This is a genomic window from Pseudomonas sp. HPB0071 (assembly GCF_000478505.2).
Classification (GTDB): domain Bacteria; phylum Pseudomonadota; class Gammaproteobacteria; order Pseudomonadales; family Pseudomonadaceae; genus Chryseomonas; species Chryseomonas luteola.
In genome coordinates this window covers 773,861-799,210 of sequence record NZ_KI517367.1, presented here as the reverse complement: position 1 = coordinate 799,210, position 25,350 = coordinate 773,861, and the positions used below count along the sequence as shown (strand labels likewise).

At 54.0% G+C, this 25,350-nt stretch carries 22 protein-coding genes; 15 read left to right on the top strand and 7 right to left on the bottom strand.

Annotation, left to right across the window (positions count from 1 at the left end; translation table 11 throughout):
- The 9 genes from murD (at position 1) to lpxC (ending at position 10,381) form a co-directional block, all read left to right on the top strand.
- Positions 1–1,347: a UDP-N-acetylmuramoyl-L-alanine--D-glutamate ligase gene (gene murD / locus HMPREF1487_RS04035; RefSeq protein WP_010795318.1), complete on the top strand. Its 1,347-nt coding sequence runs from the start codon at positions 1–3 to the stop codon at positions 1,345–1,347.
- Positions 1,347–2,546, top strand: a complete 1,200-nt coding sequence (gene ftsW, locus HMPREF1487_RS04030) for a putative lipid II flippase FtsW (RefSeq protein ID WP_010795317.1) — start codon at positions 1,347–1,349, stop codon at positions 2,544–2,546. The genes murD and ftsW overlap by 1 nt, the downstream gene beginning before the upstream one ends.
- Positions 2,536–3,606, top strand: a complete 1,071-nt coding sequence (gene murG, locus HMPREF1487_RS04025; RefSeq protein WP_010795316.1) for an undecaprenyldiphospho-muramoylpentapeptide beta-N-acetylglucosaminyltransferase — start codon at positions 2,536–2,538, stop codon at positions 3,604–3,606. Before ftsW ends, murG begins: the two co-directional genes overlap by 11 nt.
- Positions 3,599–5,053, top strand: a complete 1,455-nt coding sequence (gene murC / locus HMPREF1487_RS04020) for a UDP-N-acetylmuramate--L-alanine ligase (protein WP_010795315.1) — start codon at positions 3,599–3,601, stop codon at positions 5,051–5,053. Before murG ends, murC begins: the two co-directional genes overlap by 8 nt.
- Entirely contained in the window at positions 5,050–6,000 is a 951-nt protein-coding gene (locus HMPREF1487_RS04015; protein ID WP_010795314.1) for a D-alanine--D-alanine ligase, read from the top strand. Before murC ends, HMPREF1487_RS04015 begins: the two co-directional genes overlap by 4 nt.
- A gap of 1 nt (position 6,001) precedes the next feature.
- Entirely contained in the window at positions 6,002–6,862 is an 861-nt protein-coding gene (locus HMPREF1487_RS04010; RefSeq protein WP_010795313.1) for a cell division protein FtsQ/DivIB, read from the top strand.
- A 24-nt stretch (positions 6,863–6,886) separates the two neighbouring features.
- The gene (ftsA, locus tag HMPREF1487_RS04005) at positions 6,887–8,134 is read left to right on the top strand and encodes a cell division protein FtsA (protein ID WP_010795312.1); all 1,248 of its coding nucleotides are present in this window, start codon (positions 6,887–6,889) and stop codon (positions 8,132–8,134) included.
- A 53-nt stretch (positions 8,135–8,187) separates the two neighbouring features.
- Positions 8,188–9,360 carry a cell division protein FtsZ gene (gene ftsZ, locus HMPREF1487_RS04000; RefSeq protein WP_010795311.1) on the top strand — a complete coding sequence of 391 codons (1,173 nt, stop codon included), beginning with the start codon at positions 8,188–8,190 and terminating at the stop codon, positions 9,358–9,360.
- Positions 9,361–9,469: 109 nt separating this feature from the next.
- Positions 9,470–10,381 (top strand): UDP-3-O-acyl-N-acetylglucosamine deacetylase, encoded by a 912-nt coding sequence (lpxC, locus tag HMPREF1487_RS03995; protein WP_010795310.1) that lies wholly within the window; start codon positions 9,470–9,472, stop codon positions 10,379–10,381.
- Positions 10,382–10,420: 39 nt separating this feature from the next.
- On the opposite strand, the gene HMPREF1487_RS03990 is transcribed toward lpxC, so the two are convergent.
- Complete coding sequence (locus HMPREF1487_RS03990; RefSeq protein ID WP_010795309.1) at positions 10,421–10,885, bottom strand: DciA family protein; 465 nt, start codon at positions 10,883–10,885, stop codon at positions 10,421–10,423.
- A 205-nt stretch (positions 10,886–11,090) separates the two neighbouring features.
- On the opposite strand from HMPREF1487_RS03990, the gene secA reads away from it, so the two are divergent.
- From secA to HMPREF1487_RS03970, 4 genes are all read left to right on the top strand, one after another.
- The gene (secA, locus tag HMPREF1487_RS03985) at positions 11,091–13,832 is read left to right on the top strand and encodes a preprotein translocase subunit SecA (RefSeq protein ID WP_010795308.1); all 2,742 of its coding nucleotides are present in this window, start codon (positions 11,091–11,093) and stop codon (positions 13,830–13,832) included.
- Positions 13,833–13,922: 90 nt separating this feature from the next.
- Entirely contained in the window at positions 13,923–15,140 is a 1,218-nt protein-coding gene (gene argJ, locus HMPREF1487_RS03980) for a bifunctional glutamate N-acetyltransferase/amino-acid acetyltransferase ArgJ (RefSeq protein ID WP_010795307.1), read from the top strand.
- A 91-nt stretch (positions 15,141–15,231) separates the two neighbouring features.
- Positions 15,232–15,870: a glutathione S-transferase family protein gene (locus HMPREF1487_RS03975; RefSeq protein ID WP_010795306.1), complete on the top strand. Its 639-nt coding sequence runs from the start codon at positions 15,232–15,234 to the stop codon at positions 15,868–15,870.
- Positions 15,867–16,811 carry a Nudix family hydrolase gene (locus tag HMPREF1487_RS03970; RefSeq protein WP_010795305.1) on the top strand — a complete coding sequence of 315 codons (945 nt, stop codon included), beginning with the start codon at positions 15,867–15,869 and terminating at the stop codon, positions 16,809–16,811. Before HMPREF1487_RS03975 ends, HMPREF1487_RS03970 begins: the two co-directional genes overlap by 4 nt.
- Before the next feature lie 39 nt (positions 16,812–16,850).
- On the opposite strand, the gene HMPREF1487_RS03965 is transcribed toward HMPREF1487_RS03970, so the two are convergent.
- The 4 genes from HMPREF1487_RS03965 to HMPREF1487_RS03950 are packed head-to-tail and all read right to left on the bottom strand — an operon-like array spanning position 16,851 to position 21,482.
- Entirely contained in the window at positions 16,851–17,906 is a 1,056-nt protein-coding gene (locus HMPREF1487_RS03965; RefSeq protein ID WP_037029678.1) for an ion transporter, read from the bottom strand.
- Positions 17,896–18,486, bottom strand: a complete 591-nt coding sequence (locus HMPREF1487_RS03960; protein ID WP_010795303.1) for a cob(I)yrinic acid a,c-diamide adenosyltransferase — start codon at positions 18,484–18,486, stop codon at positions 17,896–17,898. Before HMPREF1487_RS03960 ends, HMPREF1487_RS03965 begins: the two co-directional genes overlap by 11 nt.
- Before the next feature lie 17 nt (positions 18,487–18,503).
- On the bottom strand, positions 18,504–20,525 hold the full coding sequence (locus HMPREF1487_RS03955) for a sensor histidine kinase (protein ID WP_010795302.1): 2,022 nt from the start codon (positions 20,523–20,525) through the stop codon (positions 18,504–18,506).
- 42 nt (positions 20,526–20,567) lie between these two features.
- Positions 20,568–21,482, bottom strand: coding sequence for a putative 2-dehydropantoate 2-reductase (locus tag HMPREF1487_RS03950; RefSeq protein WP_010795301.1), 915 nt, complete (start codon positions 21,480–21,482; stop codon positions 20,568–20,570).
- A 160-nt stretch (positions 21,483–21,642) separates the two neighbouring features.
- Here HMPREF1487_RS03950 and HMPREF1487_RS03945 point away from each other — a divergent pair, with 160 nt between their 5' ends.
- Positions 21,643–22,122, top strand: coding sequence for a YajQ family cyclic di-GMP-binding protein (locus HMPREF1487_RS03945; RefSeq protein WP_010795300.1), 480 nt, complete (start codon positions 21,643–21,645; stop codon positions 22,120–22,122).
- Between the two features lie 120 nt (positions 22,123–22,242).
- Positions 22,243–23,088 carry a mechanosensitive ion channel family protein gene (locus HMPREF1487_RS03940; protein WP_010795299.1) on the top strand — a complete coding sequence of 282 codons (846 nt, stop codon included), beginning with the start codon at positions 22,243–22,245 and terminating at the stop codon, positions 23,086–23,088.
- 29 nt (positions 23,089–23,117) lie between these two features.
- Here HMPREF1487_RS03940 and HMPREF1487_RS03935 read toward each other — a convergent pair whose 3' ends face one another.
- Positions 23,118–24,854, bottom strand: coding sequence for an AmpG family muropeptide MFS transporter (locus HMPREF1487_RS03935; RefSeq protein ID WP_010795298.1), 1,737 nt, complete (start codon positions 24,852–24,854; stop codon positions 23,118–23,120).
- Between the two features lie 29 nt (positions 24,855–24,883).
- The gene (locus tag HMPREF1487_RS03930; protein WP_010795297.1) at positions 24,884–25,237 is read right to left on the bottom strand and encodes an MGMT family protein; all 354 of its coding nucleotides are present in this window, start codon (positions 25,235–25,237) and stop codon (positions 24,884–24,886) included.
- Between the last annotated feature and the right edge of the window lie 113 nt (positions 25,238–25,350).

Below are 25,350 nucleotides of genomic sequence, written 5' to 3'. Positions count from 1 at the left end.
ATGAGCCTGATCGCTTCCGACCAGTTCCGCATTGTTGTAGGCCTTGGCAAGAGTGGCATGTCGCTGGTTCGCCATTTAGCGCGCCAAGGTGTTCCATTCGCTGTGGTGGACACGCGGGAAAACCCGCCTGAGCTGGAAACACTGCGCACCCATTATCCACAGGTAGAGGTGCGCTGTGGTGAATTGGATGCCGATTTCTTGAGCCGCGCCAGTGAGCTTTATGTCAGCCCCGGCTTGTCATTGCAGACGCCTGCAATTCAGAGGGCGGCGGAGCAGGGCGTCAGGCTTTCCGGTGACATTGAATTGTTTGCCCGTCTGGCCAAGGCGCCTATCGTTGCGATTACTGGGTCTAATGCTAAAAGTACCGTAACGACCCTGGTTGGTGAAATGGCTTGCAAGGCGGGCAAACACGTCGGCGTAGGCGGAAACCTTGGGACGCCAGCGTTGGATCTATTGGACGACAATGTCGACCTTTATGTGCTTGAGCTGTCCAGTTTTCAATTGGAAACCTGTGAGCGGTTGAACGCTGAGGTGGCCACGGTATTGAACGTCAGTGAAGATCACATGGATCGCTACAGTGGTATGGCTGCTTACCATCTGGCCAAGCACCGGATCTTCAGAGGCGCACGTCAGGTGGTCGTCAATCGGGATGATCCCTTGTCTCGCCCGTTGGTGTCCGAGCAAGTCCCATGTTGGACATTTGGTTGTGGTCAGCCGGATTTCAACGGCTTCGGCCTGCGTGAGCACGACGGTGAGAAGTGGCTGGCTTTTCAGTTCGATCCGCTCATGCCTGTAAAGGACCTAAAGATTCGTGGCGCCCATAATCAGGCCAATGCCTTGGCTGCGTTAGCCTTGGGACATGCTGCCGGATTGCCTTTCGAGCCGATGCTGGAAGCACTTCGCGAGTTTTCAGGTTTGGCTCACCGTTGCCAGTGGGTAGGTGAGAAGGCTGGTGTGCACTATTACAATGATTCAAAAGCTACCAACGTAGGTGCTGCGTTGGCTGCTATCGAAGGATTGGGAAGCGATATCGCAGGCAAACTGGTGCTTTTGGCTGGCGGCGATGGCAAAGGAGCCGATTTCGAACCGCTCCGCAAACCGATAAGTGCTTTCTGCCGCGCAGTCGTTCTGCTTGGACGGGACGCTGAACGCTTGGCTGAATCCTTGAATACCGATATCACGATCGTTCATGTCTCCACACTAGAGCAAGCCGTCGAGAGAGCCGCAGCGTTAGCCGAGCCTGGTGATGCTGTTCTCTTGTCTCCAGCGTGCGCAAGCCTGGACATGTTCCGTAATTTTGAAGAGCGTGGGCGGTTGTTTGCTCAGGCCGTGGAGGCGCTTAATTGATGTTTTCCTTGCTGCGCCCTTATCCTTCGCCGCTCATCAGCCGGAACGGTGTTGATCTTGACTTTCCTTTGCTGGCTGGCTGTCTGGCCTTGCTCGGTTTGGGCTTGGTCATGATCACTTCCGCATCGTCGGAAGTAGCAGCCGCTCAGGCTGGAAACCCCCTCTATTACATGATTCGACACCTGATCTATCTGGCTATAGGTATCGTGGGTTGCGGAGCCACGCTCATGATCCCAATGGCTACCTGGCAGCGTTTTGGTGGAACTCTGCTAATTGCCGCATTCGCCTTGCTGATTATGGTGTTGATTCCCGGAATTGGCCGTGAAGTAAATGGATCGCTGCGCTGGATCGGCTTCGGTTTATTTAACGTTCAGCCTTCTGAAATAGCCAAGGTATTCGTTGTGATTTACCTGGCCGGCTATCTGGTGCGGCGAGAGCAGGAAGTGCGACGTAGCTGGGCCGGTTTTTTCAAACCTTTCATTGTGTTGCTTCCGCTGGCCATGCTTCTGCTGCGTGAGCCAGACTTCGGGGCAACGGTTGTCATGATGGGTGCAGCCGCTGTCATGCTGTTTCTGGGTGGCGTAGGGTTGTTCCGTTTCATTCTAATGGTGGCCCTGGCTGTTCTGGCGGTGTTTATCCTGGTTCAGACCCAGGAGTACCGTATGCAGCGTCTCATCACCTTTACCGACCCTTGGGCTGATCAATTTGGGTCGGGCTACCAGCTCACTCAAGCATTAATCGCTTTTGGCCGAGGAGGCTGGTTCGGGCTTGGCTTGGGTAACAGCATCCAGAAGCAGTTCTACCTGCCAGAGGCTCACACTGACTTTGTATTTGCCGTTCTGGCAGAAGAGTTGGGGCTTGTCGGAGCCTTGGCCACCGTCGGGTTGTTTCTCTTTGTATGCGTACGCGGCCTTTACATTGGCTATTGGGCAGAGCAGGCCAAACAGTATTTTGCAGCCTATATGGCGTATGGACTTTCCATGCTCTGGATTGGCCAGTTCCTGATCAATATCGGCGTAAATGTCGGGCTATTGCCTACCAAGGGACTGACACTGCCATTTTTAAGCTATGGCGGAAGTTCGCTGATCATCTGCTGCATCAGCATGGCATTGTTGCTTAGGATCGAGTGGGAAAGACGGACACTCATGAACGACGAGGAAGTTGAGTTTTCGGAAGAGGATTTTGCTGATGTCCGGTAATGTCCTCATCATGGCAGGCGGTACTGGGGGACACGTTTTTCCCGCGCTGGCCTGCGCCAAGGAGTTTGAAGGTCGGGGGTATACCGTTCATTGGCTGGGTACGCCTCGTGGTATTGAAAATGATGTCGTCCCGCAAGCAGGTCTTCCCTTACACCGTATTACCGTTACCGGACTACGTGGTAAGGGTATGCAGTCACTGCTGAAAGCTCCCTTTCAGCTCAGCGGAGCCCTAATGCAGGCGCTCGGCATCATGCGTACTCTCAAGCCTGTCTGTGTGCTGGGTATGGGTGGCTTCGTCACGGGGCCTGGCGGTATGGCGGCTCGTCTGTCTGGCGTTCCTCTTATTATTCACGAGCAGAATGCAGTTGCCGGTACTGCAAACCGCTTGCTTGCGCCTATCGCAAAAAAAGTATGCGAAGGTTTTCCTGCCACGTTCGCCGCGTCTCCCAAGCGGTTAAGTACAGGTAACCCCGTTCGCAAGGAGCTTTTCCTGCAAACCGTGCGGCCTTCTTTTGAAGGGCGTAGGGTCAATCTGCTGATTTTGGGTGGCAGCCTTGGTGCAGAGCCTATCAATAAACTTGTGCCTGAAGCGCTTGCTCAGGTATCCGCCGGCCTGCGTCCTAACGTGAAACACCAGGCAGGGCGGCAGCATGCTGAAGTAACACTGCAGCGCTATAGCTCCTCGAATCTTGATGCAGAGGTGATGCCATTCATCTCGGATATGGCTCAGGCTTATGCCTGGGCTGACCTTGTGATCTGCCGCGCAGGTGCACTGACGGTAAGTGAGCTTACGGCCGCAGGCTTGCCGGCATTTCTGATCCCACTGCCTCATGCCATTGATGATCACCAGACACGCAATGCTGAATTTTTGGTGAACGAGGGCGCAGCCCTTTTGTTCCCGCAGAAAATGACTGATGCGACGGCGATTGCCGCACAGCTAACTGAGGTTTTGATGCAACCCGAACGATTAACTGCCATGGCCACTCGTAGCCATGCCCTGGCTAAGCCTGATGCAACCCGAGCCGTGGTAGATGCCTGCCTGGAGGTGGCCAATGGTTAAATCCCAGAGCGCAATCCAGGCAGAAGTGCGTCGTATGCGTAGCATTCGGCGAATTCATTTTGTAGGAATCGGCGGCGTAGGCATGTGTGGAATTGCCGAGGTTCTGCTCAATCTGGGGTACGAAGTATCCGGCTCCGACCTCCGGGCTTCTCCTGTTACCGAGCGCTTGCAGCAATTTGGTGCCAAGATTTATATAGGTCATAGCGCCGAAAACCTTGAGCGCGTGGACGTACTAGTCGTTTCCAGCGCTATCAACAAGTCCAACCCTGAAGTGGCAGCCGCCCTGGAAAACCGTATTCCTGTGGTTCCTCGCGCTGAAATGCTGGCTGAGCTGATGCGGTACCGGCATGGAATTGCAGTAGCAGGTACTCATGGGAAAACCACAACTACAAGTCTGATTGCTTCCGTGCTGGCGGCCGAAGGCCTCGATCCTACCTTTGTCATCGGTGGTCGCCTGAATGCAGCGGGGACTAATGCTCAACTTGGAACCAGTCGTTATCTCGTTGCCGAGGCTGATGAAAGTGATGCGAGCTTTCTGCATCTTCAGCCTATGGTGGCGGTAGTAACCAATATCGACGCCGATCACATGGATACGTATGAAGGGGACTTCAGTCGGCTGAAGAAAACCTTTATCGATTTTCTGCATAATCTGCCCTTCTATGGACTGGCTGTATTGTGCGTTGACGATCCGGTCGTGCGTGAGATTATTCCTCAGGTTGCGCGTCCCACGGTGACTTACGGCACCAGCGAGGATGCAGACGTACGCGCAGTCGATATCCGTCAAAAAGGCATGCGTACCTATTTCACCGTACTTCGCAATGGTCGTGAACCCTTGGCGGTGTCTGTGAACATGCCAGGAGTACACAATGTACTCAACGCCCTGGCGACTATCGCCATTGCAACAGATGAAGGGCTTAGCGATGACGCCATCGTGGCGGGCCTGTCTGAATTCCAGGGAGTAGGTCGTCGCTTTCAAGTATACGGTGAACTGCCTGTCGAAAATGGCAGTGTGATGCTGGTAGATGATTATGGTCATCATCCCCGTGAAGTGGCTGCGGTAATAAAGGCCGTTCGTGGTGGTTGGCCTGAGCGCCGCCTGGTCATGGTTTATCAGCCCCATCGCTATAGCCGTACACGTGATTTGTACGATGATTTCGTGCAGGTCCTGGCTGATGCCAATGTATTGTTGTTGATGGAAGTCTATCCGGCAGGTGAAGAGCCGATTCCAGGTGCCGACAGCCGCCGTCTCTGTCATAGTATCCGTCAACGTGGTCAGCTAGACCCAATCTACATCGAGCGTGGTACCGAGCTTGCTCCTCTTATCAAGCCTCTCCTGAAGGCTGGGGATATTCTCCTCTGCCAAGGTGCTGGTGATATCGGCACTCTGGCTCCGCAATTGATAAAAAGCCCCTTGTTCAATTCTGACTTTCTGAGGAAGTCGCTATGAGCGCCATCCTTGATCCAATGTCGATCCAGCCAGCCGATTACGGTCGTGTTGCCGTGTTGTATGGTGGCAAGAGTGCCGAGCGCGAAGTTTCCCTTAATTCAGGGAAAATGGTGCTGGCTGCGCTGCAGGCTGCGGGCGTTGATGCGTTCGGTATCGATGTTGGTCAGGACCTGCTGCAGCGTTTGAACACTGAACAGGTAGACCGTGCCTTTATCGTCCTGCATGGACGGGGTGGGGAAGACGGTAGCATGCAAGGGCTGTTGGAGTGCCTGGGTATACCCTATACAGGAAGTGGGGTGCTGGCTTCCGCATTGGCCATGGATAAGCTGAAAACAAAACACCTCTGGTTGAGCCAGGGTCTGTCCACGCCTAAATACGCCGTTTTGTGCTGTGAGTCTGATTGTCGGAAGGCTGCTGAGGAACTCGGGTTTCCACTTATCGTCAAACCCGCCCATGAAGGTTCCAGCATTGGTATGGCCAAGGTGAACAGTGTTAATGAGCTGATCACTGCTTGGCAGTCCGCCTCGACGTACGATTCGCAAGTTCTTGTCGAACAATGGATTAGCGGTCCTGAGTTTACTGTCGCCCTGTTGGGCGATCAGGTACTGCCGCCTATTCGTCTGGGTACTACCCACGACTTCTATGACTATGACGCCAAATACCTGGCATCCGACACTCGCTATCAGGTTCCGTGTGGCCTTGATGAGGAGCGTGAGTTGGAACTCAAGGTATTGGCTCGTCATGCCTGTGAGGTCGTGGGGACTACTGGCTGGGCGCGCGTTGATGTCATACAGGATAAAGAGGGTCGGTTCTGGCTGCTGGAAGTCAATACAGTCCCCGGCATGACGGACCATAGCCTTGTTCCCATGGCAGCCAAGGCCGCAGGCCTTGATTATCAACAACTTGTCCTGACGGTTCTGGCAGGCACAATGGAGTCGAGGGGCTAACATGGTCACGACACTTCGTCATACACAACCTGGATTGGGTCGTACGCCACTTCGTGGCAAGGTGCCGCCGCGTGGTGCAAGCCGCCTGGTGGAAAAGGAGCCTGTCTCGGCTCGGCTGCCAAAGCCCAGCTTCAATCTCTTTAAGCGTGTGGCCTGGCCACTTCTGCTGGTAGGGCTTGGCTTCGGCACATATGAGCTGTCTCAACAGCTGCTGCCTTATGCGGATCGTCCAATCACGAAGGTGAATGTCGAAGGTGACCTGAGCTACATCAGCCGAGAGGCTGTTCAGCAACGTATCGCGCCCTATGCTGACGGGACATTCTTTTCAATCGATCTGGCCAATATGCGTCAGGCACTTGAGCAGATGCCCTGGATTGCTCATGCAGAGGTTCGCCGTGTTTGGCCGGATGAAGTCGCCATCCATCTTGAGGAGCAGCTCCCTGTTGCGCGCTGGGGGGACGAAGCCCTGCTGAATAACCAGGGCGAGGCCTTTGCACCTAAGGATCTGGCACATTACGACAACCTGCCACGCCTCTATGGGCCGCAACGTGCGCAGCAGCAGGTAATGCAGCAGTATCAATTGTTCAGTCAGATGCTGCGTCCACTTGGATTCACGGTTACGCGGCTGGAAATGCATGATCGGGGGAGTTGGTTCCTGACTACGGGTCAGGGCGTTGAATTGATTTTTGGTCGTGATGACCTCGTGGACAAGATGCGGCGCTTCGTCAAGATGTATGACCAAGTACTCAAGGATCAGATGGCCAATATTGCTCGCATCGACTTGCGTTATCCAAACGGGCTGGCGGTAGCGTGGCGTGAGCCGGTAGCTCCCACAACTGTAGCGTCAGCCCGTGCCGAATAAAGAATTGAGGAGAATTCAATAAACATGGCGAACGTGCAGAGCGGCAAGATGATCGTCGGACTGGACATCGGAACCTCAAAGGTTGTGGCCTTGGTGGGTGAGGTGTCTTCCGATGGTCAGGTCGAGATTGTGGGCATCGGCACGCATCCTTCCCGCGGTTTGAAAAAAGGCGTAGTGGTCAATATCGAATCCACGGTCCAGTCGATTCAGCGCGCAGTAGAAGAGGCCCAGCTCATGGCGGGCTGCCGTATTCATTCGGCATTTGTAGGCATTGCAGGCAACCATATCCGTAGCCTGAATTCCCACGGTATCGTGGCTATTCGTGATCGGGAGGTCAGCCCTGCTGATATCGATCGTGTTCTTGACGCAGCTCAAGCTGTGGCGATACCAGCTGATCAACGGGTCTTGCACACTTTGGCTCAAGACTATGTCATCGACAACCAGGAAGGTGTACGTGAGCCGCTTGGTATGTCTGGTGTTCGTCTGGAGGCTAAAGTCCACGTAGTGACCTGTGCCGTTAATGCTGCCCAAAATATCGAGAAATGTGTTCGTCGTTGCGGACTGGAGGTCGACGACATCATTCTTGAGCAACTGGCTTCTGCATATTCCGTTCTGACGGATGATGAGAAGGAGCTGGGCGTATGCCTGGTGGATATTGGTGGCGGAACGACTGATATAGCCATTTTTACAGAGGGCGCCATTCGTCATACGGCGGTTATTCCCATTGCAGGCGATCAGGTCACAAATGACATCGCCATGGCTTTGCGAACGCCTACACAATATGCGGAAGAGATCAAGATTCGGTATGCTTGTGCTCTGGCAAAGCTGGCGGGGGCTGGGGAGACCATCAAGGTGCCCAGTGTGGGAGAAAGGCCGCCTCGCGAACTTTCGCGTCAGGCATTGGCTGAGGTAGTAGAGCCGCGTTACGATGAGCTCTTCACGCTTGTTCAGGCAGAGTTGCGCCGCAGCGGATATGAAGACTTGATTCCGGCAGGGATCGTATTAACCGGCGGTACTGCAAAGATGGAAGGGGCAGTTGAACTTGCCGAGGAGATTTTCCATATGCCGGTGCGTCTTGGCGTACCGCAGACGGTCAAGGGGCTGACCGATGTTGTACGTAACCCAATTTATTCAACAGGTGTAGGCCTGTTGCTCTATGGGTTGCAGAAGCAATCCGACAATGTGCCGGTTGTCACCGGCGGATACAGCAGTGACGAACCCAAGAATTCAGTCCTGGAGCGTATAAAGCGCTGGGTCCAGGGCAATTTGTAATCTAATTCAATCGCGGCAGCAGTAGGCGAAAACCGAGAGGAAGAGAGGGGATTATGTTCGAGCTCGTAGACAATATTCCACAGAGCGCAGTCATTAAGGTCATCGGTGTAGGTGGTGGTGGCGGTAACGCCGTTAACCACATGGTGAAGAGCGGCGTGGAAGGCGTCGAATTCATCTGTGCCAACACGGATGCCCAGGCGCTAAAAAATGTGAGCTCTCGTACAGTGCTGCAACTTGGCCCAGGGGTAACGAAGGGCTTGGGCGCAGGTACGAACCCTGAGATTGGCCGTCAGGCAGCCATGGAAGATCGCGAGCGTATCGCGGAAGTTCTGGAAGGCGCCGATATGGTTTTCATCACTACCGGTATGGGTGGTGGTACAGGTACGGGTGCCGCCCCGATTATTGCTGAAGTTGCCAAGGAGATGGGTATCCTCACCGTCGCCGTGGTAACTCGCCCGTTCCCCTTTGAAGGTCGCAAGCGCATGCAGGTGGCTGATGAGGGTATTCGCTCCCTTTCCGAATGCGTCGACTCTCTCATTACCATCCCCAATGAGAAACTGCTGACCATTCTCGGCAAGGATGCCAGTCTGCTAGCCGCTTTCGCCAAGGCTGACGATGTATTGGCTGGCGCAGTTCGTGGTATCTCGGACATCATGCAGCGTCCTGGCTTGATGAACGTTGACTTTGCTGACGTCAAGACGGTTATGGGTGAGATGGGCATGGCCATGATGGGAACTGGTCATGCCAGCGGCCCGAACCGTGCACGTGAAGCGACTGAGGCCGCTATCCGTAATCCACTTCTGGAAGACGTCAACCTGCATGGGGCTCGCGGTATTCTGGTCAACATTACTGCAGGTCTGGATCTATCCCTGGGTGAGTACGCTGCAGTGGGCGAAATCATTGAAGACTTCGCTTCTGAGCATGCAACCGTCAAGGTCGGTGCAGTAATCGACCCGGAAATGCGCGATGAACTCCACGTTACCGTGGTTGCTACCGGTTTAGGCGCCCGTCTTGAAAAGCCGGTCAAGGTGGTCGATAACTCTACTCAGCAGGCTAACGTTGCGCCGCGTCAGGAGCATGCTGCCGTCAACTATCGTGATCTGGATCGCCCGACCGTCATGCGTAGTCAGAACCATACAAGCTCTGCTGCTGCAGCCAAGATGAATCCAAACGATGACCTGGATTATCTTGATATTCCGGCGTTCCTGCGTCGTCAGGCTGATTGAATAGATTAATCGATGCAATCTGTGTGATTGGTGGGAATTAATGGGTCGTTCTGTTATGATCGACCCATTATTGACAACTATTCGCGATCAGCGATGAACGGCAACTGTCATGATTAGACAACGCACATTAAAGAACACTATTCGCGCTACAGGCGTTGGCCTGCATTCGGGGGAGAAGGTATATCTCACTCTGAAGCCAGCGCCCGTAGACACCGGAATCGTGTTTCGCCGCATTGATCTGGACCCGGTCGTGGAAATCCGCGCCTGGGCTGAGTATGTAGGCGAAACCACGATGTCGACCAATCTCATTCAGGGTGGTGTCAAGGTCGGCACTGTGGAGCATTTGTTGTCTGCACTGGCAGGTCTGGGCATCGACAATGCGTATGTAGAACTGTCCGCCGCTGAAGTTCCAATTATGGATGGAAGCGCCGGTCCGTTCGTGTTCTTGATCCAGTCCGCTGGCATCGAAGAACAGGAATCTGCAAAGCAGTTCATTCGTATCAAGCGTGAAGTCAGCGTCGTAGACGGTGATAAGCGTGCGACGTTTGTACCGTTTGACGGGTTCAAGGTCAGCTTTGAGATCGATTTCGACCATCCAGTGGTCAGCGGTCGTACTCAGAAGGCTTCCGTAGATTTTTCCAGCACCTCCTTCCTCAAGGAAGTCAGCCGGGCTCGTACCTTTGGCTTTATGCGGGATCTGGAATTCCTGCGCTCTCATAACTTGGCTCTGGGCGGAAGCGTTGAAAACGCTATCGTTGTTGATGAGCACGGTGTACTCAACGAAGACGGTCTTCGTTATGAGGATGAGTTTGTAAAGCACAAGATACTAGACGCCATTGGCGATCTTTATCTGCTAGGCAAAAGCTTGATTGGCGAGTACCGGGGCTATAAGTCCGGGCATGCCATGAACAACCGCTTGCTACGTGCATTAATTGCTCAGCCTGATGCGTGGGAAGTTGTAACGTTCGAAGGCTCTAGCGATGCTCCTATTTCTTACATGCGGCCAGCTGCTGCGGTGTAAGGAACGCGTGTTAAAAAAGCCACCTTTAAGGTGGCTTTTTTATTCTTCTGTCTTTTTCGGCTGCGCTCTACTGGCCAGTCGCTCAAGCGCGGCGCGCAGTGAAGGGTCTGAGATACCTTCAGCCGTGGATAGCAGGCTTTCTGCAGCGACATTGGAAAGCTCGCGTCGCGGGCCTGGCTTTCGATTTGGATCAGGGTTGGGTTTGACCTTGAACAGTATCTTTTGAAGAGCTGTAAATTCTGAGGACTGCTGAAGCTGTCGAAGCAAGCGGCGCTGCTGGTAACGCAAACGTGTAGCCCAATGTCCATCCGTAATAATGAGCAGAAGACACCCGTCCTGCCAGGTTGCGACTTTACAGTGCTCGCGTGCTGCAGGTTGTAGCTGTGCATCGACTAGGCGTTGTAGGCGTTCGAGACGCTCTGCCTGATATAGTAGTGGTTTCAAGGGTTTGGCCTGCCGAAGCAAGGTGGCAGGCGCTACGGCAACAATAGGACGAAAAACCATGTGTGCGCACTCCAGACAGGGGTTGGCATGTTAACAGATGAACCTCATGAGTCGGATAAACCTATTCAGAAATCCGACCTTTGAGTGATGTCAACCTTTTCTCGTCGGCGTTTCCGAGTAGAATGCCCCATTGTCTTTTTGACGGCGCGGGCGATGGCACCGATCCGCCGCCCCCCATTTCTCCGAGTGGAAGACCCAAGTCGATATGTTTGCGCCTTTGTTAAAGAAACTCTTTGGAAGTAAAAACGAGCGAGAAGTAAAGCGCATGAGCAAGGCCGTACAGGCCGTTAATGCGTTGGAACAGCAGATTATTGGGTTGTCTGACGAGCAATTGCGTGCCAAGACGTTCGAGTTCAAAGAGCGTTTGGCTAAAGGCGAGACACTGGACGATATCCTGCCTGAAGCCTTTGCCGTAACTCGCGAAGCGGGCAAGCGCGTAATGGGTATGCGCCATTTCGACGTCCAGCTCATCGGCGGTATGACGCTTCACGAGGGCAAGATTGCCGAGATGCGTACCGGTGAAGGTAAGACGTTGGTAGGAACGCTGCCGGTATATCTGAATGCCTTGTCTGGTAAAGGCGTCCACGTAGTCACCGTGAACGACTATCTGGCTCGCCGTGACGCGAACTGGATGCGCCCGCTGTATGAATTTTTAGGGCTGACGGTAGGCATTGTCATGCCTTTCCAGCCGCCGGAGGAAAAGCGTGCGGCTTACGCAGCGGATATCACCTACGGCACCAACAATGAATTCGGCTTTGATTATCTGCGCGATAACATGGCGTTCAGTATCGAGGAGAAATATCAGCGTGAGCTGAATTTTGCCGTTGTCGACGAAGTAGACTCCATTCTTATCGACGAGGCGCGTACGCCACTGATTATTTCTGGTCAGGCGGAAGACAGCTCACAGCTGTACATCCAGATCAATAAGCTCATTCCTCGTCTTCAGCAGCACGTTGAGGCTGTGGAGGGAGAGGAGGAGAAGGAAGGCCATTACACCATTGACGAAAAAACACGTCAGGTGGAAATAACCGAGCAGGGGCACCAGTTCATTGAGGAACTGCTTACCCAGGCGGGCCTGCTGGCTGAAGGTGAAAGCCTGTACTCAGCGCATAATCTTTCTCTTCTCACTCATGTCTACGCAGCGCTTCGTGCACACAAGCTGTTCCACCGTAACGTGGAATATATTGTTCAGGACAATCAGGTCCTGCTCATTGATGAGCATACCGGCCGCACGATGCCCGGACGTCGTCTGTCCGAGGGCCTGCATCAGGCGATCGAAGCGAAAGAAGGTCTGCCTATCCAGGCTGAAAGCCAGACATTGGCTTCTACTACCTTCCAGAACTATTTCCGGCTGTATAACAAGCTGGCTGGCATGACCGGTACGGCGGACACCGAGGCGTTTGAATTCCGTCAGATCTATGGTCTGGACGTTATTGTGATTCCAACCCACAGACCGCTGGCACGTAAGGATTTCAACGACTTGGTGTATCTGACCCAGGAAGAGAAATATGCGGCGATTATCGTTGACGTCAAGCAATGCCAGGAGTCAGGTCGTCCGGTATTGGTAGGTACCGCGTCGATTGAAAGCTCCGAATACCTGTCCCATCTGCTGCAGAAGGAAGGTATCGAGCACAAGGTACTGAACGCCAAGTACCACGATCGTGAGGCTGAGATCATTGCTCAGGCGGGGCGTCCCGGTATGGTAACGATTGCTACCAACATGGCTGGCCGTGGTACAGACATCCTCTTGGGGGGTAACTGGGAAGCTGAAGTTGCAGCCCTTGAGAATCCTACTGAAGAACAGATCGCTCAGATAAAGGCCGAGTGGCAGAAGCGTCATCAGCAGGTCATCGAGTCGGGTGGCCTGCATGTGATTGCCTCTGAACGCCACGAATCACGCCGTATCGATAACCAGCTGCGTGGTCGTGCAGGCCGTCAGGGTGACCCGGGCTCCAGCCGTTTCTACCTGTCCCTTGAAGATAACCTGATGCGTATCTTCGCGTCTGATCGCGTGAAGAATTTCATGAAGGCGTTGGGCATGGAAGCAGGCGAGGCCATCGAGCACCGCATGGTAACCAATGCCATCGAGAAAGCTCAGCGCAAAGTGGAAGGTCGGAACTTCGATATTCGTAAGCAGCTGCTCGAATATGATGATGTCGCCAATGAACAGCGTAAGGTGATCTATCACATGCGTAACACCCTGCTGGAATCGCAGGATGTGGGTGAGACGATCAACGAGTTCCGCCGTGATGCGTTGGCGCAAACATTCAGCGCCCATATTCCACCGCAATCCTTGCCTGAGCAGTGGGATGTGGCAGGGCTTGAAGAAGCGATCTATAACGACTTCGGACTCAAGCTACCGATTCAGCAGTGGCTGGATGAAGACGACAAGCTGTACGAGGAAACACTTCGCGAGAAAATTCTCGAAACGCTGGTGGCGGCCTATCATGAGAAGGAAGAGATGGCAGGTGCCGAGGCTCTGCGCAGCTTCGAGAAGCAGATGCTGCTGCGTGTCATGGACGATCTGTGGAAAGATCACCTGACTACAATGGATCATCTGCGTCACGGTATTCACCTGCGTGGCTATGCGCAAAAGAATCCGAAGCAAGAGTACAAGCGCGAGTCCTTCAACCTGTTCCAGGAGCTTCTGGAAAGCGTCAAGCGTGACACGATTCGTGTGCTCTCTCACGTTCAGGTTCGTCGTGAAGACGCTGCCGAAGAAGAGGCGCGCATGCGTCATGAGGCCGAGGAGCTGGCCAAGCGTATGCAATTCCAGCATGCCGAAGCGCCTTCCATTGCGCAGCCTGAGGTACAGGTACCGGAAGAGGGCGAAGACACAGTCGTACCCCTTGAGCCTGCACGCAACGAGCAGAAAATAGGCCGTAACGAGCCTTGCCCGTGCGGATCCGGTAAAAAGTACAAGCATTGCCACGGCAAGCTGGACTAATGCCTGGCTGACGTGCACACGTTATGACCCTATCGCCGCGACCGGCTCAGCCGCTCGCGGCGTTTCATTGTTAGCTACAGGAGAAACCTCATGGCTGTTGGTCTCGGCCCGTTGTCTACGTTACATCCTGTTCCAGGATTCGAGCTTGGTATTGCATCTGCCGGCATCAAGCGTCCTGGACGCAAGGATGTGGTTGTAATGCGTTGTGAAGAGGGTGCGCGGGTCGCTGGGGTTTTTACGACCAATGCATTTTGTGCCGCTCCGGTTGTTTTGGCGCGTAAACGATTTGCAGGTGATGTGCGTTATCTGCTGACCAACACAGGTAACGCCAATGCAGGTACCGGCGAGCCTGGAATGGCCGCTGCGGAACGTACCTGTCAAGCGCTTGCCGATTTGGCCGGAGTGGAAGCCTCAACCATTCTGCCGTTTTCAACAGGCGTGATTGGCGAGCCGTTGCCTGTCGAGAAGATCGAAGCTGCCCTGCCTGCAGCGCTGGCTGATCTTAAGGCAGACAATTGGGCCCAAGCGGCCAGCGGTATCATGACGACTGATACCCTGCCCAAAGGGGCGAGCCGGCAGTTTACCTTTGACGGGCAAACCGTCACCGTGACGGGCATCAGCAAGGGCGCCGGGATGATTCGTCCCAACATGGCTACCATGCTGGGCTACATTGCGACGGACGCGAAGGTGGCTCAACCCGTTCTGCAGGATTTGTTGCGTGACGCTTCCAATAAATCCTTCAATCGCATCACCATTGATGGCGATACCTCCACCAATGACTGCTGCATGCTGATCGCTACCGGCAAGTCATTGCTCCCCGAGATTGATAGAGCCGAGGGCGAACTGTTCGCACAGCTCAAACGAGCGATTTTCGAGGTGTCCATGGAGCTTGCCCAGGCCATCGTTCGAGACGGCGAGGGTGCAACCAAGTTTGTAACGGTGGAAGTCAACGGCGGCAAGAATCATCAGGAATGCCTAGACGTAGCCTATGCTGTGGCACATTCCCCACTGATCAAGACAGCATTGTTTGCCTCTGACCCCAATTGGGGACGCATTCTGGCGGCAGTTGGCCGAGCAGGCGTTCCGGAGCTGGATGTCAGCCTGATCGATGTTTTCCTTGGTGATGTCTGTATTGCTCAAAAAGGCGGTCGCGCCGCGACCTATACCGAGGCGCAAGGCGCTGAAGTCATGAGCAAAGAGGAAATTGGCATTCGTATTGAATTGGGTCGTGGACATTGCAGTGAGACGATCTGGACAACGGATCTGTCCCATGAATACGTGAAGATCAACGCGGAATACCGCACCTGACGCGAAACATTCCCGATTTATTGAGGAATCGTTTCATAACGCGCCTCTCTTGTGCTCCTATAGATGCATGATTGTGGATAAGGAGAGGCGCGTGTCTCTTACCCTGGTTATCGGTAACAAAAATTACTCGTCTTGGTCGCTTAGAGCCTGGCTGGTCATGGAGCTGTCCGGTGCTACCTATGACGAGCTCCAAATTCCGCTCTACACACCAGACAGCCGTGCGCGGCTTAGACAGCACTCTCCTACCGGTAAGGTACCTGTTCTGAAGACCCCGGAAGGCGTCATCTGGGATTCTCTGGCAATTGCCGAGTATATGGCCGAAAACTACTCGCAAGCAGGACTGTGGCCGTCTGACGCTGCCGCGCGGGCAATGGCCCGTTCATTGTGTGCTGAAATGCACAGCGGTTTTTCAGCGTTGCGTAATCATCTGCCCATGGACCTGAAGCGCCGCCAACGGCTCGCGACGATACCTGCCGAAGCTGAAAATGACATCAAGCGTATCTGTTTCTTATGGGCAGAGTGCCGTGAGCGTTTTGGTGCAGAGGGGCCGTTCCTGTTTGGTCGTGCCAGTATTGCTGACGCTTTTTATGCCCCTGTCGCTACACGCCTGAGAAGTTATTCTGTGTCTCTTGCATCCGATGCTGATGGATATGTAGATGCCATTTACGCATGGCCTGCATTCCAACGCTGGTATGAGGAGGCATTGAAAGAGAAAGAGGTTATTTCATGAGTCGAGTTCACGTCGCAGCAGCGGTTATTCGCAATCCTCAAGGTGAAATCCTGATAGCAAAGCGATCAAAGGAGCAGCACCAGGGTGGTTTGTGGGAGTTTCCAGGTGGAAAGGTCGAGCCTGGCGAGGATGTTCAGGTCGCCCTGGCTCGTGAGCTGAGCGAAGAGTTAGGTATTCAGGTAGAGGCCTGCCGTCCATTGATCCAGGTTTGCCATGACTATACGGATAAGTCGGTTCTACTCGACGTATGGGAGGTCACTTCATTTGCAGGGGAGGCCAAAGGACTCGAAGGCCAACCGTTGGCTTGGGTACGGCCACGTGACTTGCCCGACTATGAATTTCCCGAGGCAAACATTCCTATCGTCAAGGCTGCCCGGCTACCACGCACTTATCTGATCACGCCAGGGGATCTTGAGCCGAAGGCGTTGCTTAATGGGCTTGCCAGAGCATTGGATGCAGGTATCGAGCTGGTTCAGCTGCGCACGCCTGCCTCATTCGATCCTCAATACCGTGACCTCGCAGTGGATGCGCAAGGACTCTGTGCTGGCCGTGCTCAGCTCATGCTCAAGGGGCCATTGGAATGGTTGGGTGACTTTCCGGCTGCCGGATGGCATATAACCAGCCAGCAGCTGCGCCGTTACGCTGACAATGGGCGGCCTTTTCCTGAGCACCGTTGGCTGGCAGCGTCTTGTCATAATGCTGAGGAGCTTGAGCTTGCCAGGCAGATGGGAGTGGACTTCGTAACGCTTTCTCCTGTTCAACCTACCGAGTCTCACCCAGGAGCGCCGACGCTGGGATGGGAAGCCGCGGAAGCGCTTTTGAAGGCATTTAACCATCCTGCATATCTGCTAGGCGGCCTAAGGCCGGCTGACTTGTCCCGTGCCTGGGCGTCGGGTGCCCAGGGGGTAGCGGGTATCCGCGCTTTTTGGCCTGCGGAGTGAACGTTGAGTTCCGGTGCTGATACGGTCACCGGAATCTATCTAACGAGGTCTGTCTGGCCCCGTTAGCTGAGAGGAGTCAGTCAGCGGGGTGGGCAGCAGTAGTTCACCCAGCTCGCTAGCCCGGCGAGCAATAACCTTTTGCTTGAATACTTCAAGAATTTCGACCAGTACTTCATCAAGATCCGTTTGTCCTCGAGGTAGACTTTCATCGAAGCTACGATCAGCAATACGGCTGGCCAACGCCTTAAAGTCTCTTGACTGCAGACCAACAACCGCCTCACGGATCAGGCGATTGACGATATCGGCAAGCGTATTGTCGAGAGACTTGGCGAGGCGATCGCCCATAGGAAGTCGCTTCAGGGATTTGATGTCCTCGTTTTCGGCTACTGCCGAGCTGATCAATTCGCTGACATAGCGATGTAGCGTAGCCTGGTTATGAGCATAGCTTTCATTGATCATGCGTTGTAACCGCGAGGCGACCGCATCTATCAGCTGCTGTTTGCGTGGTCGAATGACATCGTCGATCACGCGGCTGGAAAAGTCGTCCTGCGTACGAAGCTCTTCCTGTATCTCACCGAAGATTTTGATCATGACGCGATCGGAGATTTCCTCCATCAAGAGCTGATAGTAGTGATTGAGAAACTCGTAGAGGCGCCAATGACGAATGTCGATGAGGCCCAGCCGTTGCAGACGAATAAGCAGGGAGGCGACGCGCAAGGCTCTCAAGAGGCGGAAACCACTCAGGGGAATGCAACCTAGAACGTCATACCAGTGAATAAAAGGGTAGTACCACCATTTGCCATGACAACGCTCTGCAATGGCAATCGCCCAGCCCAGCAGTACATCCAGAATGAAAAATGCAACAAAGCAAAGATCGATTATCTGGAAGTGTGCATGCACATAATGAGCATACCAGCCATGTGCAGTGGGGCTGGCCAGCTCAACCAGACGATTCAACGGGCCAATCGAATAAAGGCTATCAAACAGAATCAATGCCAGATTGGCGCATACCAATACGAGAATGAATCCATCCCAGGCGGCATGGAGCCCTTCGCGGCGACGTGTCGGTGGAAGGGCGGTGGGATCAGCCATCATGATGTCCCGCTTTCTGAGCCGGCTTCCACAAGTGCTCGGCAATACCCTGACGCCTACCAATGATACGTGCGACAACAAACAGCAAGTCCGAAAGGCGGTTGAGATAAGCCATCCCTACACCTTCGAGCGGCTCGCTTAGGTTTAACGTCTGGCAACGCCGCTCGGCACGTCGAGCGATGCTGCGTGCGGTATGAGCCAACGCAACGGCACGTGAACCGCCGGGCAGGATGAAGTTCTCCAGGGGCCCCAGCTCTTCATTCCAGGTATCGATCGCCTGCTCCAGTCGTTCGATCTCATCGTGGTCCAGCGCGCGATAATCTGGCATGGCCAATTCACCACCCAGATCGAACAGGCGATGCTGGCAGGGCGCCAGGACGTCAATGACGGAGGCAAGCTCGGGGATGTGAACCTGCTGATCCTCCAGCTCTGCAAGCAGAACGCCCAGCATGCTATTGAGTTCGTCCACATCACCAATGGCCTCGATACGAGGATGGTCCTTGCGGACGCGGCTGCCGTCTGCCAGACCTGTTTCGCCTGTGTCACCGGTTCGGGTGTAGATTTTTGACAGGCGATAGCCCATGTACAAGCTCCTTGGTATCAGTTGTTGCCTGCCTCCGGCTGATTGAGCGGCAAGCGCAGGGTAAAGCAGGTGCCTTCACCAGATCTGGAATGGACCTCCATTTGACCCTTGTGGTTGTTGGTAATGATGAAATAAGACACGGACAAACCCAGTCCGGTCCCTTGTCCCACTTCCTTGGTGGTAAAGAAGGGTTCGAAGATCCGCTTGCAAATTGATTCCGGAATCCCGATCCCATTGTCCTCAACCTGAATTTCTGCCCAATCGCCTCGGCGGTATGTACGCAGCACCACACGGCCCGTTTCGCCTTCTTCTTCATCATCCCGTTGATGAATGGCCTGGGCCGCGTTCTTCAACAGATTGAGGAGAACCTGCTCAAGTTCATTGGCAATAACCGGTACGGGGCCCAGATCCGGATCAAATTCACATTGGATATTGAGTGCGCGGAAGTCGAAACCTTCTGCCAGGTCAAAATCATTGCCAGCAATTTCGATGGCTTGGTCGATCAGGGAGGGCAGGTCGCAGGCGACCATCTTGCGGTTGCTTCGACGACTGAAAGCCAGCATGTGACTGACGATTTTGGCGGCACGGCTTCCTGCCTGATGAATCCCATCAAGAAGACGGGGGATTTCCCGTCCCTCCAGGTAGCAGTTCACATCCTCCAGTCCCACGCCGCACTCTGCTGCCTGATCGATATTCTTGGGAAGCTCTGGTGAAAGTCGGCGGCGGATATTCTGAACGTTATGCAGGATGGCACCGAGCGGATTATTAATTTCATGCGCCATGCCCGCAGCCAATCCACCGACCGAGAGCATTTTTTCGGACTGCACCATCAGCTCTTCCATGTTCAGGCGCTGGGTGATGTCATCGATTCGGATGACGACTCCGCGTCCGGCACCGCCCATGAGTGGATAAAAGGTCAGCGTGTAATGTCGGGGAGCGTCAATCAGCGCCCAGGTGACACGCTCTACTTTTTCCACACGCATATGTTCGGCCGCGCGACTTAGCTGGGGAAGAAACGGTTTGATTGAGGGGAAGGCCAGAAAAATAGGTTGATTCAACGCCTCATCCAGATTGGTGCCTGAGAGGTTGGTTGCCTCCTGGTTCCACTGCGTCACATAGAACTGTTCATCGACAGCAATCAGTGCCGATGGCATCGAGTCGATGATGCTGTTTAGGTAATTTTGAAAGCCGGTGAGCTTTTTCTCGATCTTGCCCCGTACCTGAACTTCCAGTTCGAGCTTTCGGTTCGAGCGACGTGTTTCTTCGGCCAGGGTTTGAGCCTGAAGCACTGCGGACTGGGCGTCATCACGGGCGCGTTTGAGCTGTTGCTCGCGGCCCTCGATGCGGGTCAGCATCGTATTGAAAGCATCTGCCAGCCGACCTATTTCGTCGTCACTACCCTTGCCAGCGCGCAGCGAGTAATTTTCCTCGCGGGTAACCTGGCGAGACAGCTCTTCCAACTGAAGGATCGGCCGGGTGATCAACAGACGAATCTGTCTGGCCACAACAAACCAGAGCAGGAGACTGAACACCAGAATGGCGATACTGGCGGTCAGCGTTCCGGTATAGAAGGCCCCGGGTAACTCGCTGCTGGCGACCAGCAGCAAATGGCCGGAGCGGCCATCTTCTTGAGGAAGGTCGATCAGCACATTCGTACGAAACTCACGCAAGCGCCAGTTTTCAAGGCTTGTGTAATGCGTAGGCAGCTTTAGCAACGTGCCATTTTGTATTTCGGCAAGTAGATGCCCGTCCTGGTTGTAAATGGCGGCCAGGCGGAGCGGGCTGTAATTGTCGAGTCGATGCAGAAGCGCTTCAGCCCGCTCCTTGGAGCTCAGCGCCTCCTGGCTCAGCGTGGGGATTGCCAGCAGCCTGCCAACCGTTTGCAACGCCTGGGGCGTCATGTTTTCCTGGGAAATCCAGTAGGCTGCAGAGATGAAGGTAATGTTAGCTACCAGCAACACAGCGCTTAACAGTACAAGAAGCGCAGCCAACAACTTCTGGCCAACCGGAAGATTTCTGAGTCGCTCGCGCAGAATCATGGCTTACATCGCTGCAATAGGATCGGAAAGGGTAGCCTGCGCTTAGTCTACCGGCAATCCATGGGTCTCCAGATGATCGATCAAGTGGCGATGGAGTTGCTCAAGGGCTCCCAGCTTGAGTCCATGGCGCTGGGCCTCTTGCAGTGCATGGCCAAGCAAAAAACTGATTTCCGTACGACGCCCATGAGTAACGTCCTGAAGCATTGATGAGGTGTTGTCGGCAGTCGCATCAATTACAGCCAGCACCGCTTCCTGAAGGCCAGGGGCAAGGTTTCCGTGCCCGACTGCCTCCAATAACGCGCCCAGTTCAAGGGTGAGGGCTTTGATCTCGCCAGCGTAGGCGTTGAGCTCACCATTACGGCATTTATGGAGCACCGTTAAAGGGTTGATGGCACAGTTGATGGCAAGCTTGCGCCAGAGTTGCCCCATGATTTCTATTGACCACTGGACCGGTATGTCCGCCTCGTTGAGCTCATCCAGCCACTCCGGTACATGATCGGGATGAGCCGGATCACCCAGCCAAGTGTGGCCTTTCCCAGCCTGGACGATGCTGAAATCGGACTCACGGAAGGCGCCTTCCGTGCTGCTTGCAAGTATGCAGCGAGCCCGCGGTATACGCTCGACTACGCGTTCCTGGCTGCCAATGCCGTTCTGCAGCAGAACCACTTCAGCGCCAGGAATGAGGCGGGATGCCACGGCTGCGACGGCGTCCTCCGCATCGTAAGCCTTGCAGGCCACCAGCAGGCGTCGGATGGGGGAGGTCTCTTGAGGTGTTTCGGCAGGCAATGGGTAAAGGCTGTCCTGCTTACCCTCACGTAAGGAGAGTCCACCGGCTGCCCGGTATTGGGCCAGGCGCAAGCGGTCTTTGAAGATCAGGCGTACCGGGATGCCTGCGCGAAACAAGCGCGCTGCCCACAACCCCCCCAGACTTCCCGCTCCCAGAATGTGCCAGCTCATGACGTTATACCTCGTTAGCAAAAATAGAAGGAACCCATGTTTCATGTCCGGGCAGGATGGAATTCCGGGTAATCGACCACAGTCGTTATAATGGCTGCCCCTTTTTGATCGTCAAGCCAGTCGCATCAAGTCAAGCGCCTGGCCTACATGGAGATATGACATGCCTTCTTTTGATGTAGTGTCCGAACTGGATAAACATGAAGTGACCAATGCGGTTGAAAATGCCATGAAGGAACTGGATCGCCGCTATGACCTACGCGGAAAGGGCTCCTTTGAATTCAAAGAGCTTACCGTCACGCTAACGGCGGAAGCGGATTTTCAACTTGAGCAGATGTTGGAGATCCTGAAAATGAATTTAGCCAAGCGCAAGATCGATGTGCAGTGTCTGGAAGTTAAGGATGCCTATGCCTCTGGCAAAAGTGTCAAGCAGGAAGTTGTACTGCGTGAAGGCATCGATAAAGAGCTTGCCAAAAAAATCGTTGCCACCATCAAGGACAGCAAGATCAAGGTTCAGGCCGCAATCCAGGGCGAGCAGGTCCGCGTGACTGGCAAGAAGCGCGATGAGCTTCAGGAAACCATTGCCATGTTGCGCGGCCAGGAATTGGGCATGCCGCTGCAGTTCAATAATTTCCGTGATTAGCCCTTCTGCATGACTTGGCGTCCCGCGTGACGGGAACCTTCTTAGTACCGGTACGTCGCACTTAGCGTGACCAACTGCTATAGGCCGGTCATCTTCCATTGATTTAAGGAGAATCCAACGATGGATCTAAGTGTGCAGTTCGACCGACTTCTTGCTGCTTCTGAAGCCTGGCTGCCGGTCATACTGCAGTACATAGGGCAACTGTTACTGGCTCTCATTACCCTAGCTATTGGCTGGTGGGTTATTAATAAGGTAACAGACAACATGTCCCGCCTATTAAGGGCTCGTCGCGTTGATGCCGAGCTGCTCGGTTTCGTAGGCAGCTTGGCTAATATTGTTCTCAAAGTACTGCTCGCTGTCAGTGTGGCTTCCATGATTGGCATTGCCACGACCTCCTTTGTGGCCGTGATTGGTGCTGCAGGTCTGGCTGTCGGGCTCGCGTTGCAAGGCAGCTTGGCAAATTTTGCAGGTGGTGTGCTGATCTTGATGTTCCGCCCTTACCGCGTGGGCGAATTCATTGAGGCCCAGGGTGTAATGGGAACGGTTGATTCTGTGCAAATCTTTCATACGATTCTGTTAACGGGGGACAACAAGACAGTTACGATCCCGAACGGAACACTTTCCAATGGCATCATTACTAACTACTCACGCCAGGCCAAGCGTAAGGTGATTTTTGATGTAGGCGTGGACTATGAGGCAGATCTGCAAAAAGGGCGGGAGGTTCTGCTCAAGTTAGCTGAAGATGCACGTGTCCACCGTGATCCAGCACCAGAGGTGGTTGTTTCTGCCTTGGGTGATAGTGCAATTACATTGTCTCTGCGCTTCTGGACTAACAGTGGGGATTACTGGCCGTTGATGTTCATGCTGAACGAACAGGTCCGAGATCGACTTGGCGAAGTTGGTATCGGAATTCCTTTTCCCCAACGTGTTCTGCATATGGTTTCAGAGAAAAAAGAGACTGCCTAAGCGAAGCCCGCCTACTGGCGGACTTTTTATTACGGCGGAGAAATGCTTGGCTCGCCTGTGCTTGTTTGCCGACTGGACTGGCTTCGCTGCCTTATCCAGAGCACTGCAATCAGAATCAGTGTTGGAATTCCTAATAGGGATGTGATCATGAAGAATGAAACATACCCCACATGCTCAACCATGCTTCCAGAGTATCCACCTAGCAGGCGTGGCAACAAGAGCATAAGCGAGCTTAGAAGCGCATATTGAGTTGCAGAGAAGCGAAGGTTAGTCAGGCTCGACAGATAGGCAATAAAGGCGGAGGACGCTAACCCAGCACTGAAATTATCGCAACAGATTGCAATCACTAGCAGCATGGTGTTAGCGCCTGTTGTAGCAATCAGGGCAAACAGTAAATTAGTCAACGCTGAAGCAAGACCGCCCAGAAAAAGAATCGGAAGAATACTTATCCGTGCTGTTAATACGCCACCCGCCGCTGCGCCAAGCAGGGTCATGACCACCCCAAATACCTTGCTGACGGTGGCAATAGTCTCTTTGCTGTATCCCACATCAATATAAAATACACCCGCCATCACCCCCATAACGGTATCGGATAGGCGATAGGTCGAAATTAGACCCAGCAGCATTAGGGCCTGCCATCGATAGCGCTGTATGAACTCGCTGACCGGTGTCAGAACAGGTCCCATAAGCTTGCGTCCCGAACTGGATAAGCAAAGCGCTGCGATAAGAAGGTACATAAGGCCGCGAGGCCAATAGCCTCCAAAAAAGGATTTGCAGCCACCCGTTACGGCAATACATAACACGATCAATACGATGACCGAGACTGCTTGGTGTGCAAAGTCAAAGCGTGGCACTTCGTCTGCATTACAGGCGGTCTGATGCAGATCCATAGGTTGGCGGACTTTTTCAAGTAAATCCTTGATGGGCTCATAGATCCGACGACCCCAAGGAGATATGCAACCAATAATAAACAGGGCATAGAGCAGTGCGCGTGGCCAGGCAAAATCAATAATTGCGTTGATCATGGCCGGAATGGAAACCAGCATTACCAACACAAGGGTCACAGACAGTAACTGGTGATTAAAGCCGAATCGAGAATCAGCGAGGCCCATGGGAGCGGCCAGCGGAGGTTCTCGAATCAGGAGACTGGTAAGCAGCCCAGGTAATACCAGTAAGGCAAACAGCATATAAGTAGTCGCCCAGGCGGACTGACTATAATTCAGGACACTTGAGCCTAATATTTCAGCCAGGAACAAGGCGCCAGCACTTGCCAGGAGCGAGGCTATTCGGTAACCCGTCATATAACAGGCGGCCAGCGCAGCCTGATGCGAATCTTCGGCAATCTCCAGCCGATAGGCGTCCACAGCGATATCTTGCGTAGCCGAAGCGAACGCTACCATTACTGCCAGTGCAATCATGGCGCTCAAGTCATATTGAGGATTACATAAGGCCATGCCCAGTAGACCGACCCCCACCAATACCTGTGATAGCACAAGCCAGGAGCGTCGACGGCCCAGACTGCCAATGACCGGCAGGCGCCACTGATCGAGCATGGGCGACCATACCCATTTGAAGGCGTAGGCAAGACCGATCCAGCTGGCATACCCGATGGTTTCACGCGAGACGCCAGCCTCCCTCAACCAGACGGACAGGGTCGAGAAAACCAGCATCGTCGGAAGGCCTGCGGCAAACCCCATCAGCAGCAAGGCCAGACAGGCAGGGGACTTGTACGTGGCGAGGGCTTCTCGCCAGAAGTTTCTGATCATGCGAACCGGTATTTACAAAAACACACACTCTACTCGCAAGCCTGAAGTGGATTCCACCTGTGCCGACGCATGTCCACCTGATCATTGTGAAAAATGATGCCTTCAGCCCGTAATCGCTGTCGTTGCTCGATACCCGGAAGGGAGTCGGACGGTAAGCTGATCCGACCATCTGCTCCGATCACTCGGTGCCAGGGAAGGGTGGTCCCTTCCGGCAGACGGGAAAGTGTACGTCCTACCCATCGAGCCGCGCGGCCCAGGCCAGCCAGTTCAGCTAACTGACCGTAGCTGACGACCTTTCCAGGCGGTATTTCTGCCATGACGCCGAAAAGCGCTGCCTGGCGAGTCTCGGGTGTGTCTGAATGTTGGAAACGGGAGTGAGGCATAGGACTGAACTCGACGTATTTCAAAAAACAAGCAAAGAAATGCTGGGCCAGTGGAATTTGTTAATGAAAATCAGTCATATGCGCTTGGCGTGAAAAGGTTGCTCAACCTCACC